Here is a 16144-nt window from a genome sequence, read left to right as displayed (position 1 = left end):
ATGGACAAGACCTACAACCCCGAGCAGATCGAACAACGCTGGTATCCCTTCTGGGAAGACAAGGGCTGCTTCAAGCCCTCCGGCGAGGGCGAGCCGTTCACCATCCTGCTGCCGCCACCCAATGTCACCGGCACGCTGCACATGGGGCACGCCTTTCAGCACACGTTGATGGACGCACTGATCCGCTACCAGCGGCTCAAGGGTCGGGACACGTTGTGGCAGGTGGGCGTCGATCACGCCGGCATCGCCACCGAGATGGTCGTGACCCGCCAGATCGAGGCCGAAGGGAAGAAGCGCGACGACTTCACACGTGATGAATTCATCGACAAGGTCTGGGACTGGAAGGAGCATTCCGGCTCGACCATCACCTCGCAGATGCGCCGCCTGGGTGCCTCGGCCGACTGGTCGCGCGAGCGCTTCACCATGAACCCGGACCTGTCCGAGGCCGTGGTCGAGACCTTCGTTCGCCTGTACGAGGAAGACAAGATCTACCGCGGCCCGCGCCTGGTCAACTGGGACCCTGTCCTCAAGACGGCCATCTCCGACCTGGAAGTGGTCAACAGCGAGGAACAGGGCAAGCTCTGGTCGATCCGCTATCCGCGCACCGACGGCCAGGGTGATGTCATCGTCGCCACCACACGCCCCGAAACGATGCTGGGCGATGTGTGTGTCGCCGTGCATCCCGACGACGAGCGCTACGCCGACCTGGTCGGCAAGACCGTCGAACTGCCGCTGACCGGGCGCGAGATTCCCGTGGTGGCCGACGAGTACGTCGACATGGAATTCGGCACCGGCTGCGTCAAGATCACGCCGGCGCACGATTTCAATGACTGGGAAGTGGGCAACCGGCACGATTTCGAGCCGATCAACATCTTCACGCCCACCGCCGAGATCAACGATAACGCGCCCGAGGCTTATCGTGGACTGGACCGCTTCGAGGCCAGGGCCCGCGTTATCGAGGACCTGAAAGCGGCCGACCTGCTGGTCGAGGAAAAGCCCCACACGCTGATGGTGCCCCGCGGTGACCGCTCGGGCCAGATCATCGAACCCTTCCTGACCGACCAGTGGTTCGTCCGGATGGATGAACTCGGCAAGATCGGACTGGACGCCGTCGAATCCGGCCAGGTCGAGTTCGTGCCGCCGAACTGGATCAACACCTACCGGCACTGGATGGAAAACCTGCAGGACTGGTGCATCTCGCGCCAGCTGTGGTGGGGCCATCGCATTCCGGCCTGGTACGACGCCGACGGCAAGATCCTTGTCGGACGCAGCGAAGACGAAGTGCGCCAGAAAAACGACCTGGCCGATGACGTCAAACTCAGCCGGGACGAAGACGTTCTCGAAACCTGGTTCTCGTCGGCGCTGTGGGCGCATTCGACACTGGGTTGGCCCGACGAGAAAAGAATGCAATCGGAAGGCTTCGACCGCTACCTGCCCACCTCGGTGCTGATTACCGGCTTCGACATCATTTTCTTCTGGGTTGCACGGATGATCATGATGACGAAGCACTTCACCGGCCAGGTGCCCTTCGAGCAGGTCTACATCACCGGCCTGATCCGCGATCGCGACGGCCAGAAGATGTCTAAGTCCAAGGGTAACGTGCTCGATCCGATCGACCTGATCGACGGCATCGAGCTCGACGCGCTGGTGGAGAAGCGCACCGCCTCGATGATGCAGCCGCAGAAAGCGAAAGCGATCGAGAAGGCCACCCGCGACGAGTTCCCCGATGGCATCCCCGCCTTCGGCGCTGATGCCCTGCGTTTCACCTTCACCGCCCTGGCCGGTCACGGCCGCGACATCAAGTTCGACCTGGGCCGCTGCGAGGGCTACAGGAACTTCCTGAACAAGCTCTGGAACGCCGCGCGCTTTACCCTGATGAACACCGGCGAAGAGAAGCTGCCAGCACCGGCCGCAGCGGACTATGATGTCCTCTCGCGCTGGATCCGCTCCAGCCTCAGCCGCACGATCAAGGAGGTTGACCAGTCGCTGGCCGACTATCGCTTCGACCTGGCCGCCAGGGCCTTGTACGAATTTGTCTGGCACGAGTTCTGCGACTGGTACCTGGAACTGGCCAAGCCGGCACTGGCCGACGATGCCGACGAAACCGCTGCCCGGGCCACCCGCCACACCCTGGCTACCGTGCTGGAGACCACGCTCCGACTGCTGCATCCATTCGTGCCCTTCATCACCGAAGAGATATGGCAGCGGGTTCGCATCCCTGCCGGCGTCGAGGCAGAAACCATCATGGCCACGCGCTGGCCTGAAGCCGGCAATGTTGATGAGGCTGCCGAAGCCGACGCCGAGTGGCTCAAGTCAGTGATTTCCGCCATCCGCTCCGCACGTACCGAACTCGGCCTTGCACCGGGCAAGCCCATGCCACTGATGGTGCAACTCGGAGACAACGACGATCACGAGCGACTGAATCGCTTTGACTCTCTGATCAAGCGCCTGGCGCGCATCGAAACGATCGAGCGGGTCTCCGACGACCGCGACAGCGGTGACTGTGCGGTGGCGCTGGCCGGCAATCTGCGCATGTTGATTCCGCTGGCTGGCCTGGTCGACATCGGTGAGGAACTGGCGCGGTTGAACAAGCAGCTCGAACGCGAGCAGAAAGGGCTGACCCAGGCCGAAAAGAAACTCGCCAACGAACGCTTCGTCGACAACGCGCCGGCCGAAGTCGTCGAAAAGGAACGTCAGCGCCTGTCGGACCACGAGTCGACAGTCAGCGAATTGACTGCCCAGATCAGCAAACTCGAGAAACTTCAGTAGTTGCGTCGAGCCGCCGGGGCAGCCTTTCGTCGGACAACAGCGGTCCACCCCCTGAGTCGATCCAGCAGCACATAAACGAATGGCACGACGACCAGGCTGATCACGGTCGAGAAGGCCAGTCCACCGATCACGGCCCGCGCCATCGGGAAGTAAGGCGGACCGTCGCCACCAATACGGGTCTGACCCAGAGCCAGCGGAATCATCGCCAGGATGGTCGTGGCGGCCGTCATCAGGATCGGCCGCAAGCGGTCGCGGCCAGCCTGTATGACGGCCTCGTCGCGCGCCATACCGCGGCGGCGCAGGTTATTGACGTGGTCGATCAGCACGATGCCGTTGTTGACCACGATACCCATCAGCACCAGCATGCCGATCATCGCCATCAGCGACATCTCCGTGCCGGTGATGAAGAAGAACCAGAACACGCCGATGAACGAAAACACGATCGAGGTGACGATCGAGGCCGGGAACAGGGTCGACTCGAACAACGCCGCCATGACGATGAAGATCAGCGCGATGGCCAGTAGCATGTTGAAGGCCATTTGCGTCATGGCATCGTTCTCGCGCTGGAATGCCTGGCCAAAACTCCAGCCGTAGCCCGGCGGCAGTGCGACCTGCGCCATCATTTCGCTGATGGCCTCGCGCGCCTCGCCCATCGACAGGTCCGCAAGATTCATGTTCACGTTCACGCTGGTGCGCCGGTCAAGCCGGAAGACGTTGGTCGGCCCGCTCACCGTCTCGAACTCGGCCACCGTGGACAGGGCAACCCGCTCACCGCGGTCGTTGATCAGGGGCAGGCTGGCCAGCTGGGCAGCACTCTGGCGGTCGCCGCCGTGAAAGGCCAGGCGCATGGTCAGTTCACCCTCGGGTCCGCGAAACTCGTTGAGTCGCTCGCCGCGCATGGCCACGGCAATGGCCCGGGCGACCTGCTCGCTCGACAAGCCATGTCGAATGGCACGCTGACGATCGACCCGGACCTGGACCTCTTCGGCTCCTGAAGAGGCGTCCGAACGCACGTCGACCAGACCCTCGACGGTCGCAAGCACCCGTGCGACCTCCTCGGACAGTTCGAACAGGTGGTCACTCGATTCGCCGTACAAGCTCAGGCTCAGCGACTCGTTGCCGCCCCCGCCACCGCGCTGGGGCTCAAAGCTCGGGCGACCGATGGCGATGGCCGGCAGGTTCTCGCGCACCCGCTCGCGGATTCCCTCGTTGGAGATCTCGCGCTCGGGATCGAGGATCAGGGTGGTCTCGGCCCGGTTTTCAGCGTAGTAGCTGTAGAGCGATTCGAAGCCGAATCGCGCCTGGTTGTCGCGCAGGTAGTTTTCGATGCGGTCAACGTCGCGTCGAACGCGCTCGAGAGAATAGGTACCTTCAACGTTGAAGTGCAACATCAGCCGGTCGCCCTCGGCCTGCTGGAACATGTTGGTCTTGATCTGGCTCAGCGGCACTGCGGCACTGGCCAGCAGCACGAACACGCCCAGTGCCGTCGTCCAGCGGCGCCGCAGGCTGAAGGCCAGTACGCCGGCGTAAGCATCGGTCAGGCGGTTGAGCCAGCCACCCGCCTTCGGCGCCGGCGGGGCCGGCACTTTCAGGGTGAGCAGCGGAATGATGGTCTGGGCGATCAGCAGCGAGGCGATCAACGCCACCGTGATGGCGTAAGCCACGAAGGACAGGAAGGCCGTGATCTCGTTCTGGGCACCGAAGATATTGGGCAGGAAGACGATGATGGTCGTCAGCGTGCCGGCCGTGACCGCCATGGCCACCTCGCGTACGCCGATCAGGGTGGCCCGCCCCGGCTGGTCGGGGAAACGCTGGCGGCAACGATAGATACTTTCGGTCACCACCACCGCATTGTCGACCAGCATGCCGATGGCCAGCATCAGACCCATCATGGTCAGGATGTTGAGCGAGAGGCCCAGGAAGTACATGGCGCCGAAGGTGATCAGGATGGCCGTGGGTACCGACAGCATCACGATCAGCGTGGTCGCCCACTGACGCAGGAAGACATAGAGCACCACCATCGACATCAGCGCCCCGAGCAGGCCAGCCAGGGCGAGGTCCTTGAGCGACTGCACCACACCTTCGGCCTGACTGAACAGGACGAACAGATTGATGCCTTCCATCTCGGGCAGTTCGTTGATCGCGTCGATCTCTTCGAGCACGGCGTCCGAGACTTCAACCAGGTTGGCCCCGCTCTCAGAGAAGATATTGACGCCCACGGCGAATTGGCCGTCGAGCAGGCGCTCGTAGCGGCGCGGCGGTGACTCGACGCTGACCTCGGCGATATCGCCCAGGCGCAGACCTCGGTCGTTGACGGGTAAGCGACGTATCTCGTCGATGTCGGCAAAGGTACCCAGCGGTGTGACGCGAATGCGCCGGCCGGCATTCTCGTCGTCGACATACCCGGCCGAAACGGAGAAATTGGCGCCACGCAGGCGCTCCCGCAGTGCGTTGAGATCGATGCCGTGCGCGGCCACGCGGTCAGCGTGCAGCAGGATACGAACCTCGCGCGGTTCGACGCCGTCGATTTCGACGCTGGCCACACCCTCGATCCGCTCCAGCCGCCGGCGAACATTGCGATCGAGCAGCTCCCAGGCATCGCTCAGGTCACGCTGGGAGCCGATACGCAGGCCCAGGATGGGGTCGTTGGAACTGGTGAAGCGCCGCACGAAGACCCGGTCGACATCGTCGGGCAGGCGGTGGCGGATGCCGTCGATCTTGTCCATCGCCTCGACCCCGCGCGCGTCCATGTCGGCATCCCAGTCGAAGAACACGAACAGGGTCACGTTGTCCTGCCCGACATTGGTGATCATGCGCTGGATACCCGCCATGGTCGCCAGCGCCTCCTCGACCGGCCGGGCGATGAGCTGCTCGACCTCTTCCGGCGAGCTGCCCGGATAGGGCACCTCGATCATCATGCCGGGAAAGTCGACGTCCGGAAAGAACTCCAGCGGCAGCAGACGCGATGCGATCAGGCCGAACACCGCCAGGCTCACGAACACCATGCAAGTGGTGACCGGGCGGCGAATGGCCAGGCGCGGAAGCCGGTTCATCGTGCTGGCGCGGCGGCTGGAGTCGCCTGGACGTCGGCATCCGTACGGCGCCGGTCGAGCAGGCTGTAGACCACCGGAATCACGACCAGGGTCAGGGCCGTCGACAGCAGCAGGCCGCCGATGACCGCAATCGCCATGGGCGCGCGCATTTCCGCACCCTCGCCCAGCCCGATTGCCAGCGGCAGCAGACCCAGGGCAGTGGTCAGCGTGGTCATCACGATCGGTCTCAGGCGCGCCCGCCCGGCCTCGACAATGGCTTTCTCGCGCACCATGCCCTCGGCCCGCAGCTGATTGATGCGCGTGACCAGCACGATGGCGTTGTTGACGACGATGCCAGCGAGCATGATCACGCCGATGAACACCACTACCGACAAGGTCGTGCCGGTCAGCCACAGCGCGAACACCGCGCCGGTGAGCGCCAGTGGAATACTCAGAAGAATCACGAAGGGATGCAGCAAGGACTCGAACTGCGAGGCCATCACCAGGTAGACCAGGAACACCGCCAGGGCCAGGGCCAGCAGCAGCGAGCGGAAGGCGCGTTGCATCTCGTCACTCTGACCGGCCACGCGAACGCTGATGCCGCGCGGCATGGGCACGCCGGCAATGATCTCGCGCGCGGCTTCAGCGGCCGAACCCAGATCGCCGAAGCTGGCTTCGGCCGAGATCACGGCGACCCGCTGCTGGCCGACGCGGCGGATTTCGCCCGGGCCGACGGCAATATCGATATCGGCCACCGAGTCGAGTGTCACGGGCCGCTCGGCGCCGGGATTGACCACCAGCTGCCCGATACGCTCGGGCGAGGCACGTTGCTCGTCGAGCACCCGCACGCGCACGTCGATTTCACGCTCGCGCCAGCTGTAGCGCGTGGCCACATCGCCGCGCACCTGTCGAACCACGGTGTCGGCGATCTGATCGGCTCTGAGCCCCAGCCGGGCGGCGCGCTCGTGGTCGAAGCGGATGCGGATTTCGGGATAGCCCTGCTCGGCCGATGAACGCACGTCGGCAAAGCGTGGTGACTCGGCCATGCGCGAGGCGATCCGGGTCGCCACCGCGCGTAATTCTTCTAGTTCATAGCCGGCCACTTCCACCTCCAGCGGCGTGGCCAGGGTAAACAGTTCGGGCTGGCCGATGCTGTAGTCCACGGCGGGACGCTCGTCCAGGTAGCGGCGCAGGGCGGCCTGTACCGCCTCGCCGTCCGAGCCTGGCTTGAGCACGACATTGAGCGTCGCACGGTGTTCGCCGGCTTCCTCGGGGTTGGCGTCCATGCGGTCGCCGGTACCGACCAGGGCATCGGTGCGCTCGACCTCGGGCCATTGGCGCGCCACGGCAGCCAGGCCGGCAACCATCTGCCCGGTCTGCTCCAGCGGCGTACCGGCGGAGAGCGCGAGTTCAACACGAAACTCACCCTGATCCAGGGCCGGCACCAGTTCCATGCCCAGCCGCGGCAGCAGGAAGAGCGCGAGGGCAAACAGGCCCAGCGCCAGCAACAGCGTCCGACCCCGTTGTCTCAGGGAAGCTTCAAGGACCGGTGGATACCTGCGCGAAAGCAGGTCATAGCCGCGGTTGAACACGGCCACCAACGGCCTCAACGCCAGACCGAGCAGCTTGGAAAGCCCTCGGAACGACCCGCCGACACCGCGCGTGATCAGCACGGCCAGCCATGTGAACGCCGATTGCGCACGCGAGCGCAGGCGGGCCAGCCGGCCGTCGGGAGGCACACGCTGGGTATCGTTGCCTTGCGGCAAGTCACCGCCGGCGCGATTGCGCGGCTGCTCCCCCAGAGAAGCCAGCATCGGGATCAGGGTCAGCGCGACCGCCAGCGAGACCAGCAGCGCGAACGTGACGGTCAGCGCCTGATCGCGGAACAGCTGCCCGGCAATGCCGTCGACGAAGGCCAGCGGCAGAAACACGGCAATGGTCGTGAGCGTGGCGGCCACCACGGCCCCGGATACCTCGCCGGCGCCCTCGCGGGCGGCGGCGATCAGGCCCAGTCCCTGCTCGCGCTTGGCGGCGATGTTCTCCAGCACCACGATGGCGTTGTCGACCAGCAGACCGATGGCCAGGGCAATGCCGCCCAGGGACATGATGTTGAGCGTGAGACCGGCGCCGTACATGGCCGCGAAGGTGGCGATCACCGATATGGGAATCGCCAGGCCGACCACGACCGTTGCGCGCGCGCTCTTGAGGAACAGGTAGAGCACGCCGATGGCCAGCAGTCCACCGAACAGCGCGGCCTGAACCACTTCGTTGATGGCGCTGCGAATGAACACCGACTGGTCGTAGACGCGCGTCAGCGCCAGGTCGGCGGGCAGACCGGCGCGAATCGATTCCATACGTCGTTCGACGGCCCGGGCCACGGACACCACGTTGGCATCACCTTCCCGGTACAGCGCCAGTTCCACCATCTCCTGACCGTCGACCCGCGTAATGGCGTCGCGCTCGCGCCAGCCCTCGCGGACCTCGGCGATATCGCGCAGGTAGATCGGTTCACCGTCGCGGCTGGCGACAATCAGGCCGGCAATTTCCTCGACCGTTTCGAACTCGTTGATCGTGCGCACCAAAAACTGGCGCGTGCCCTCTTCGAGCCGCCCGCCGGAGAGATTGATGTTTTCGGCCCGCAGACGATTGGCCACTTCGGCCGGTGCGAGATTCAGTTGGGCCAGGCGGTACTGGTCGAGCAGCACCTGGATCTCGTCCTCCAGGCCACCGGAAACCGTGATGGCGGCCACGCCTTCGATCGACTCCATGTCCTTCTTGAGCCGCTCATCAGCGTGCCGGCGCAGGATGCGCAGGGTGGCGAACTCGTCCGTTTCGTCGGCCGGCAGGATGCGGCTGGAGGCATCGGCCTCGCGCGCGGCCTCGGAAGTATCGCGTGACAGGGCGAAGCGCATGACCGGTTCGGTCGAGGGATCGAAGCGCAACAACAGCGGTCGCTCGGCCTGCAGCGGCAGGGTCAGGCGCTCGATGCGTTCGCGCACATCGATAGCGGCGCGATCCATGTTGCTGCCCCAGGCGAATTCGAGGGTCACGTCCGACTGGCCGGTGCGCGAGATCGAGCGCACGCGCCGCACGCCCTGGACCACGCCGACCACTTCCTCGATGGGGCGGGTGACGAGATTCTCGATCTCGCCCGGTGCCGCCCCGGCGAACTCGGTGCGCACGGTCAGGGTCGGATAGGCCAGGTCGGGCAACAGGCTGACATCGAGCCGGGAGAGCGAGACCAGTCCGAACAGCAGCACCGCCAGGGTGAACATGGCAACCGTCACCCGCCGGCGCGTGGCCAGTCGAATGAGATTCATGACGAAGTGTCCACCGCTTCGGTGTGCTCGGCGACCGCCTGTTCGCTCAGGGCCTGCGGCGGCTCGTCATCGAGCACCTGGACGCGTGCACCGCTTCGAAGGCTGGCCTGCCCGGTCACGACCACCGATTCGCCCGGTTCGATACCCGCGACGATCTCGTAATCGCCGTTGTTGCGATAGCCGACTTCCACGTTGCGCCGCTGGGCCTCGCCGTCGGCAACGACAAAGACAGAAGCCTCGCCATCCTCGATCAGCACGGATTCCACCGGCACCAGCACGGCCTGCTCGCGGCGGTCGTAGACGATATCGAAGCGGCCAAACATGCCCGGGCGCAATCGACCGGACGGGTCGCGCAATTCCACCGTGACCCTGAAGGTCCCCGAGTCGGCATCGATCACCGGGCTGATGCGATCGATTACGCCCACGAAGCGCTCGCCCGGGAGGGCGTCGGCGCTGAGTGCGGCGACCTGGCCCGGTGCCAGGCGCGCCAGCTCGCGTTCGGGCACGTGCAGAGTCGCCAGCAGGGGATCGAGCGCGGTGACGCGAAATGCCGGCTCGCTGGTCGAAACCATGTTGCCGACCTTGATCATCCGCTCGGAAACCACCCCGTCGATGGGCGAGGTGATGGCGGTGTAGGACAACTCCAGGCGGGCCAGCTCATGCGCCGCCTGCTGCGCCTCGAACTGATACTGCAGTCGCTCGAAGGCCTCGGTGCTGATCATGTCGCGCTCGTGCATTTCGCGCTGGCGCTCAAGGTCCTGGCGCAGCCGCCGAAGATCCGCCTCGGCGCGGGCCAGCTCCAGCTTCAGCCGCTCGTCATCGATGCGTGCGAGCACATCGCCGGCGGCGACCATGTCGCCCTCCTCCACCGCCAGGGCGGTAATACGCCCACCAACGCGCGGCACCACCGCCGCCTCGCCGTCAGCCTCGAGCGTGGCCGTGGACGAATAGAACGCCTCGATGGCGTCCTGGCGGGCAGCGACCGCCTCGACCGGAACTGTGGACGTTTCCTCGCTTTCTTCGTCCTCGTCGGAAGGACCATTTGATCCGCAGGCCGTCGCCAGGCCCAGGCTCGCGACCAGCAGGAATAGCAGCGTCTTGTTGTTCATTCGACTCGCCCCGAAGTGGCAACCTAGTGTGTTGGTGAACTATAACACCAGGATGGTGCACTTCCATGGGCCAAAGGTCATGGTCGGTCGACCCGAGGAGCCGAATTCCTGCTAACTATTTATATGCATCACCATTACCACTGCATCCTCGCGGCCTTCTTTGGCGGGATAGTAGCCCGGCCGACGGCCGATGATGCGAAAGCCGCTGCCTCGGTACAGGGCGACGGCGGCCTTGTTACTCGGGCGGACCTCCAGGAACATCCGGTCCGCCCCACCCAGGCTCGCCTCGCGCATCAGGAAATCCAGCAGCAGGGCAGCCAGACCGCCGCGACGGTAATCCGGATGAACGCACAGATTGAGCAGATGGGCCTCGTCAATCGGCTGCGAAACGATGCCATAGCCAGCGATTGCCGTATCGACTTCGAGCACATGGCAGCCATACTTGACCCGGAGACAGTCCTGGAAGATACCGCGTGTCCAGGGGTAGGGATAAGAACGCTGTTCGATCTCGTTGACCGCATCGAGATCTCCGCGCGTCATGGCGCGGATTTCGACGGCCGGTTTGAGAATGGCGGCCATCAGCTCTCCAGTTCCGCTGAAAGCAGCTGCCACAGGTGCTTGCGTGCATCTGCGGCGGTCGCCAGTTGGTCGAGGCCGGGCGCGACCAGCACGGTATCCGGCAGATTGCGGCCAGGCACGTCACCGAAAGCGAGTACCCGGCGAATACCACGCGTTTCAAGCTGATCGACCCCGACGCCGGCTGAATCTGAATGCGCCCACTGTCCGAAACGGCAGCGCCCGGTGCCAATGGCGGCCTGGATATCGTCAAGCAAACGGCCGTGACGGCCGTCCCAGGGTGAATCCTGCACCAGCAGCCAATCGCCGTCGCCGGATGCGAGTCGCAAGCGCGGTGATAAACCACTGACCGACTCCGCATGGCGGGGCTGAGCAACCTCGGGCTCAGCCTGCGAAGCGGGCCGGGCCCGGCTACGCAGCACCCACAGATCGATTCCCAGCTCGGTCAGACGTGCACGCGAGGCGGCGTCGGGCAGCGGCATGGCTCAGCCCTCCCGGCGCCGGCGCGAACGCTGGCGGGCCCGGCCACGGATGGTCACCACCGGCCCCGACAGCACGTATAGCAGGCCGACGGTCAGCAGCACGGCCGGCAGGTCGATGGCCAGCAACACCAGCAGCACCAAAAGCACGAAGATCCAGGCAAACGGTACGCGATCGCGGCTCGGACCGGCCTTGAAACTGTAGTAGCGCACCCGCGAGACCATCAGCGTGCCAAGCAGGATGGTCACGACCAGCAAGGGCCAGGCGACCAGCTGCGGATCGATCTCGCGGTCGACCGAGAACCAGACGATGGCCACCAGCATGCCGGCAGCCGCCGGGCTGGCCAGCCCCTGGAAATAGCGCTTGTCGGCCACGCCGGCCTGGGTATTGAAGCGCGCCAGGCGCAGGGCGGCGCAGGCGGCAAAGAAGAAAGCGCCGAGCCAGCCGGCCTTGGCCGCCACGGTGTCGGGCTGACCGAGCGTATCCAGTGTCCAGGTGAACACCAGGATGGCAGGCGCCAGACCGAAGGAAACCATGTCGGAGAGCGAGTCGTACTGCACGCCAAACTCCGACTGCGTGCCGGTCAGACGCGCCACCCGCCCGTCCAGACCATCGAGCAGCCCGGCGATCACGATCGCGATGCAGGCGGCCACCGGCTCGTCTCCGATGGCCGAAACCATGGCGAAAAAGCCGGCCATCAGCGCGCCGGTGGTCAGCGCGTTGGGCAGCAGGAAGGCGCCGCGAGGGGGCGTCGGTTCGGGTTGTTCGTCTCGCGCCATGGTGACTCGGCCGTTTCCGCTTAACGATCAGGGCGCCAAGAATAGCATTCCGCCGCCTCGATCCGCTCACCGCCCGGCGGACCGACGGGCGTGAAACCTTCCTGCCTGATAGAATTCCCTGCTTTGCCAGAAGCCGCCACAACAGGCCCGATTCAATGAAGACTTCCAGCTTCCATCTCGCCACGCTCCGCGAAGTTCCGGCCGATGCCGAGATCGTCAGCCACCAGCTGATGCTGCGTACCGGCATGATCCGAAAACTCACCTCCGGGATCTACTCCTGGACGCCGCTGGGCCTCAAGGTCCTCCGCAAGGTCGAACAGGTCGTGCGTGAGGAAATGGACGCCGCCGGCGCGCTCGAAATGCTGATGCCCGCCATTCAGCCGGCTGAGCTGTGGGAAGAGACCGGCCGCTGGGAAGATTTCGGTCCGCTGCTTCTGAAGATCACCGACCGCGCCGGGCGCGAGTTCGCCTTCGGCCCGACCCACGAGGAAGTGATTACCGAGTTCGCCCGTGCCGAGCTACGCTCGTACAAGCAACTGCCGATCTGTTTCTACCAGATCCAGTCGAAGTTCCGCGACGAGATCCGGCCGCGCTTCGGGGTGATGCGAGCCAGAGAGTTCCTGATGAAGGACGGCTACTCCTTCCACATGAGCGACGAGAGCCTGGCTGAGTACTACCAGGTGATGTTCGATACCTACTGGCGCATCTTCGAGCGCCTGGGCCTGAAGTTCAAACCGGTCAAGGCCGACTCGGGCGCCATCGGCGGCGCGGTCAGCCATGAATTCCACGTCCTGGCCGACTCGGGCGAGGACGCCATCGCCCATGTCCCTGGTGGCAGCTATGCCGCCAACGTCGAGCTGGCCGAGGCGGTGGCCATCGGCGAACGTGCTGAACCAAGCGAGGAAATGCGCCTGGTCGACACACCCGAAACCAAGACCATTGCCGCGCTCGTCGAGCAGTTCGAGCTGCCGATCGAAAAGACTGTCAAGACCCTGGTGGTCGAAGCCAGCGAGGACTGCGAGGCCGATTTCGTGGCGCTTTTGGTGCGCGGCGATCACGAACTCAACGCGGTCAAGGCCGAGAAACATCCGATGGTTGCCGCGCCACTGCGCATGGCGACCGAAGCCGAGATCCGCGAAGCGATCGGCGCCGGTCCCGGCAGCCTCGGCCCCATCAAGTTACCCCTCCCTTGCATCATCGACCGCCAGGTCGCCGTGATGAGCGATTTCGGCGCTGGCGCCAATATCGATGACAAGCACTACTTCGGCATCAACTGGGAACGCGACGTCGCCCTGCCCGAGGTCACCGACCTGCGCAACGTCGTCGCCGGGGATCCCAGCCCGGAAGGTGACGGCAAGCTCGAGATCATCCGCGGCATCGAGGTCGGCCACATCTTTCAGCTCGGCCGCAAGTATTCCGAGTCGATGAACGCCGTGGTGATGGACGAGGATGGCCGCGCCGTGCATCCGACCATGGGCTGCTACGGCATCGGCGTGTCGCGCATCGTCGCCGCCGCCATTGAACAGAACCACGACGAGGCCGGCATCATCTGGCCCGAGCCGATGGCCCCTTTCCAGGTCGCCATCCTGCCGGTCAACGGCCACAAGTCCCACCGGGCCCGCGAACAGGCCGAGAAATTCTACGAGGAACTCACCGCCGCCGGCATCGAGGTGCTGATGGATGACCGGCCGCTACGCCCCGGCGTGATGTTCGCCGACGCCGAGCTGATCGGCATCCCGCATCAGCTGGTTATCGGTGACCGGGGACTCGACAAGGGCATTGTCGAGTACCGTCGCCGTGGTGGTGAAGCGCGTGACGTGCCGCTCGGCGAGGTCCTGTCGCTGTTTAGCTGATCGGTTGCTCCTCGCCAGCACGCCGCATCCACACATCGCGCTGCGGGAAGGGGATCTCGATACCCGCCTCGTTGAGCGCCTTGTAGATGGTCATGTACAGCTGATGGCTGACCATTCCGCGTTCGGACGGGTGGTTGACCCAGCACAGCAGTTCGAAATCCAGACTGGAATCGCCGAAGCCGCGCATGCGAACGCGCGGGTTCGGGTCCTTGCAGACGGTGTCGTGTTCGCTGGCGACTTGCTCGAGCAATTCGACCACCTCGTCGACGTCGCTGCCGTAAGCCACGCCGACCTTGATGCGGATGCGGAACTTGACCCACTTGCCGCCCGACTCGTTGTAGATCTGCGAGTTGGCCATCATCGAGTTGGGCACGGTGATCTCGACATCGTCGCGGGTCAGGATGCGCGTGGAGCGGATGCCGACCTTGGTGATCTCGCCGCGCTCGCCGGTGTCGAGCACCACGTAGTCGCCCAATTTGTAGGGCGCGTCGGCAATGATGAAGAAGCCGGCGAACAAATTGGCCAGGGTGTCGCGGGCGGCAAAGCCTACGGCAATGCCGATCACACCCGCCGAAGCCAGCCAGGCGGTCGGGTTGATATTCCACACCAGCAGCAGTGCGTAGGCGGCAGCACCGACCACGATCACGGTCAGGGCCAGGTCGAACATCGGGATGGTGCGCTCCTCGACGATCGGAAAACGCTGGCGAATCTTCCCGAGCAACTCGAGTCCGAGATGGCCGGCACGCAGGGCCGAAATCATCAGTCGCAGGGTCAGCACGCTAAGCAGGATACGGATGACGATCTGCTCGACCCGCTCGTTGAGACCGAGCACCTGTACGGCCAGCACCACCGCAACATAGGACACCAGCAGTGCGGCCACATTGGCGCCGATGCGCAGCAGGCGCTCGTCCAGGTCGGTGGGGGTGCGAGCGGTCACCTTGCCGCCCCAGAACAGGATCACGGCACGACCGACCAGAGCCAGGCCGACCCCGACCAGCACGATCACCAGGGCCAGAACGGGTGGATAGGCGGCCAGAAAATCCCAGGCGATGCGCGCCTGATCCGGCAGCCAGGCCGGTGCCTCGGCGGTCAGAACCTGCTCGGACTCGTTCATTCAGCGTCTCCCTCGCTCTGATCGACAGTCATTCTATACCGGCCGCGTGGACAGGCCTTTCATAGCAATCGGGAATTGTGTCGAGCGACGCGGGCAGGTATAATTGACGGGATTTGCCCGGCCAACTGGCCACGGCGATCGAAAATACACACGCTGATCGACACATGCGGCGGGGTTGTCCCGGACTTCAATCCTGGATCGCTGCATGGGATCAAGCGGAGGCCAAAACCCCGGACAAGACGTGCACCACCGAAACATACCCGAACCGAACGGGGTGTTCGTCGCGTCCACCGACAACGGAGAATTGTCATGCCCAACGTCACCATGCGCCAGATGCTCGAAGCAGGCGTGCATTTCGGACACCAGACCCGCTACTGGAACCCGAAGATGGAACCCTACATCTTCGGCGCCCGCGGCAAGATTCACATCATCAACCTCGAAGAGACCATGCCGCTGCTCAAGGAGTCGCTCGACTACCTGAGCCGGCTGGCCAGCCGTCGCGGCACGGTGATGTTCGTCGGCACCAAGCGCGCCGCCAGCCAGGCCATTGCCGAAGAGGCCGAGCGCTGCGGCATGCCGTATGTCTCACATCGCTGGCTCGGCGGCATGCTGACCAATTTCCGCACCGTGCGCGGCTCCATCAACCGCCTCAAGGAACTCGAGGCGATGGAAACCGACGGTTCCTTCCAGAAGCTGGTCAAAAAGGAAGTGCTGGAGCGCACGCGCGAGCGCGAGCGACTCGAACGCAGCCTGGGCGGGATCAAGAACATGAATGCCCTGCCCGACGCCATGTTCGTGATCGACGTTGGCCACGAGGACATCGCGGTCGCCGAAGCACGCAAGCTCGGCATTCCGGTCGTCGCGGTCGTCGACACCAACCATAACCCGGACAACATCGACTACGTCATTCCGGGCAACGACGACGCCATCCGCGCCGTACGCTTGTACGCCCAGCTGGCCGCCGACGCCATCCTGGAAGGCCGCGCCTCGGTACCGCAGGCGGGCGAAGGCGCCGACGACGAGTTCGTCGAGCTCGACGCGCAGGGCAATCCGATCAAATCCGAAAAGCCGGCGCCGAAGAAGGCCGTGACCAAGAAGGCAGCCAAGAAGAA

9 protein-coding genes and 1 pseudogene are annotated in these 16144 nt (G+C 64.7%); 3 read left to right on the top strand and 7 right to left on the bottom strand.

Annotated features, from left to right (window positions below):
- Positions 1–2769, top strand: coding sequence for a valine--tRNA ligase (locus G4Y73_RS10405; protein WP_164231575.1), 2769 nt, complete (start codon positions 1–3; stop codon positions 2767–2769).
- On the opposite strand, the gene G4Y73_RS10400 is transcribed toward G4Y73_RS10405, so the two are convergent.
- From G4Y73_RS10400 to G4Y73_RS10375, 6 genes are all read right to left on the bottom strand, one after another.
- The gene (locus tag G4Y73_RS10400) at positions 2763–5822 is read right to left on the bottom strand and encodes an efflux RND transporter permease subunit (protein ID WP_164231574.1); all 3060 of its coding nucleotides are present in this window, start codon (positions 5820–5822) and stop codon (positions 2763–2765) included. The genes G4Y73_RS10405 and G4Y73_RS10400 overlap by 7 nt on opposite strands.
- Complete coding sequence (locus tag G4Y73_RS10395) at positions 5819–9121, bottom strand: efflux RND transporter permease subunit (RefSeq protein WP_164231573.1); 3303 nt, start codon at positions 9119–9121, stop codon at positions 5819–5821. Before G4Y73_RS10395 ends, G4Y73_RS10400 begins: the two co-directional genes overlap by 4 nt.
- On the bottom strand, positions 9118–10230 hold the full coding sequence (locus tag G4Y73_RS10390; RefSeq protein ID WP_164231572.1) for an efflux RND transporter periplasmic adaptor subunit: 1113 nt from the start codon (positions 10228–10230) through the stop codon (positions 9118–9120). The genes G4Y73_RS10395 and G4Y73_RS10390 overlap by 4 nt, the downstream gene beginning before the upstream one ends.
- 111 nt (positions 10231–10341) lie before the next feature.
- Positions 10342–10809 carry a ribosomal protein S18-alanine N-acetyltransferase gene (rimI, locus tag G4Y73_RS10385; protein WP_164231571.1) on the bottom strand — a complete coding sequence of 156 codons (468 nt, stop codon included), beginning with the start codon at positions 10807–10809 and terminating at the stop codon, positions 10342–10344.
- Positions 10809–11288: a hypothetical protein gene (locus tag G4Y73_RS10380; RefSeq protein WP_164231570.1), complete on the bottom strand. Its 480-nt coding sequence runs from the start codon at positions 11286–11288 to the stop codon at positions 10809–10811. Before G4Y73_RS10380 ends, rimI begins: the two co-directional genes overlap by 1 nt.
- A gap of 3 nt (positions 11289–11291) precedes the next feature.
- Complete coding sequence (locus tag G4Y73_RS10375; protein WP_164231569.1) at positions 11292–12065, bottom strand: phosphatidylcholine/phosphatidylserine synthase; 774 nt, start codon at positions 12063–12065, stop codon at positions 11292–11294.
- Between the two features lie 155 nt (positions 12066–12220).
- Between G4Y73_RS10375 and G4Y73_RS10370 the strand changes: the two genes are divergently transcribed.
- Positions 12221–13918 (top strand): proline--tRNA ligase, encoded by a 1698-nt coding sequence (locus tag G4Y73_RS10370; RefSeq protein WP_164231568.1) that lies wholly within the window; start codon positions 12221–12223, stop codon positions 13916–13918.
- Here G4Y73_RS10370 and G4Y73_RS10365 read toward each other — a convergent pair.
- Positions 13911–15032 (bottom strand): mechanosensitive ion channel family protein, encoded by a 1122-nt coding sequence (locus G4Y73_RS10365; RefSeq protein WP_164231567.1) that lies wholly within the window; start codon positions 15030–15032, stop codon positions 13911–13913. The genes G4Y73_RS10370 and G4Y73_RS10365 overlap by 8 nt on opposite strands.
- Before the next feature lie 309 nt (positions 15033–15341).
- Between G4Y73_RS10365 and rpsB the strand changes: the two are divergent.
- Positions 15342–16136, top strand: a pseudogene (rpsB, locus tag G4Y73_RS10360) (30S ribosomal protein S2); the annotation flags it as partial.
- Positions 16137–16144: the final 8 nt, after the last annotated feature.

The organism is Wenzhouxiangella sp. XN201, from assembly GCF_011008905.1.
Taxonomy (GTDB): Bacteria; Pseudomonadota; Gammaproteobacteria; order Xanthomonadales; family Wenzhouxiangellaceae; genus Wenzhouxiangella.
The sequence above is the reverse complement of the archived record's forward strand: the minus strand, read 5'-3'. Positions and strand labels throughout refer to the sequence as shown.

Excerpts from the sequence above, each read along its gene's own strand:
- G4Y73_RS10405 (WP_164231575.1), top strand. The coding sequence starts at position 1 with ATGGACAAGACCTACAACCCCGAGCAGATCGAACAACGCTGGTATCCC.
- G4Y73_RS10400 (WP_164231574.1), bottom strand. The coding sequence starts at position 5,822 with ATGAACCGGCTTCCGCGCCTGGCCATTCGCCGCCCGGTCACCACTTGC.
- G4Y73_RS10395 (WP_164231573.1), bottom strand. The coding sequence starts at position 9,121 with ATGAATCTCATTCGACTGGCCACGCGCCGGCGGGTGACGGTTGCCATG.
- G4Y73_RS10390 (WP_164231572.1), bottom strand. The coding sequence starts at position 10,230 with ATGAACAACAAGACGCTGCTATTCCTGCTGGTCGCGAGCCTGGGCCTG.
- rimI (WP_164231571.1), bottom strand. The coding sequence starts at position 10,809 with ATGGCCGCCATTCTCAAACCGGCCGTCGAAATCCGCGCCATGACGCGC.
- G4Y73_RS10380 (WP_164231570.1), bottom strand. The coding sequence starts at position 11,288 with ATGCCGCTGCCCGACGCCGCCTCGCGTGCACGTCTGACCGAGCTGGGA.
- G4Y73_RS10375 (WP_164231569.1), bottom strand. The coding sequence starts at position 12,065 with ATGGCGCGAGACGAACAACCCGAACCGACGCCCCCTCGCGGCGCCTTC.
- G4Y73_RS10370 (WP_164231568.1), top strand. The coding sequence starts at position 12,221 with ATGAAGACTTCCAGCTTCCATCTCGCCACGCTCCGCGAAGTTCCGGCC.
- G4Y73_RS10365 (WP_164231567.1), bottom strand. The coding sequence starts at position 15,032 with ATGAACGAGTCCGAGCAGGTTCTGACCGCCGAGGCACCGGCCTGGCTG.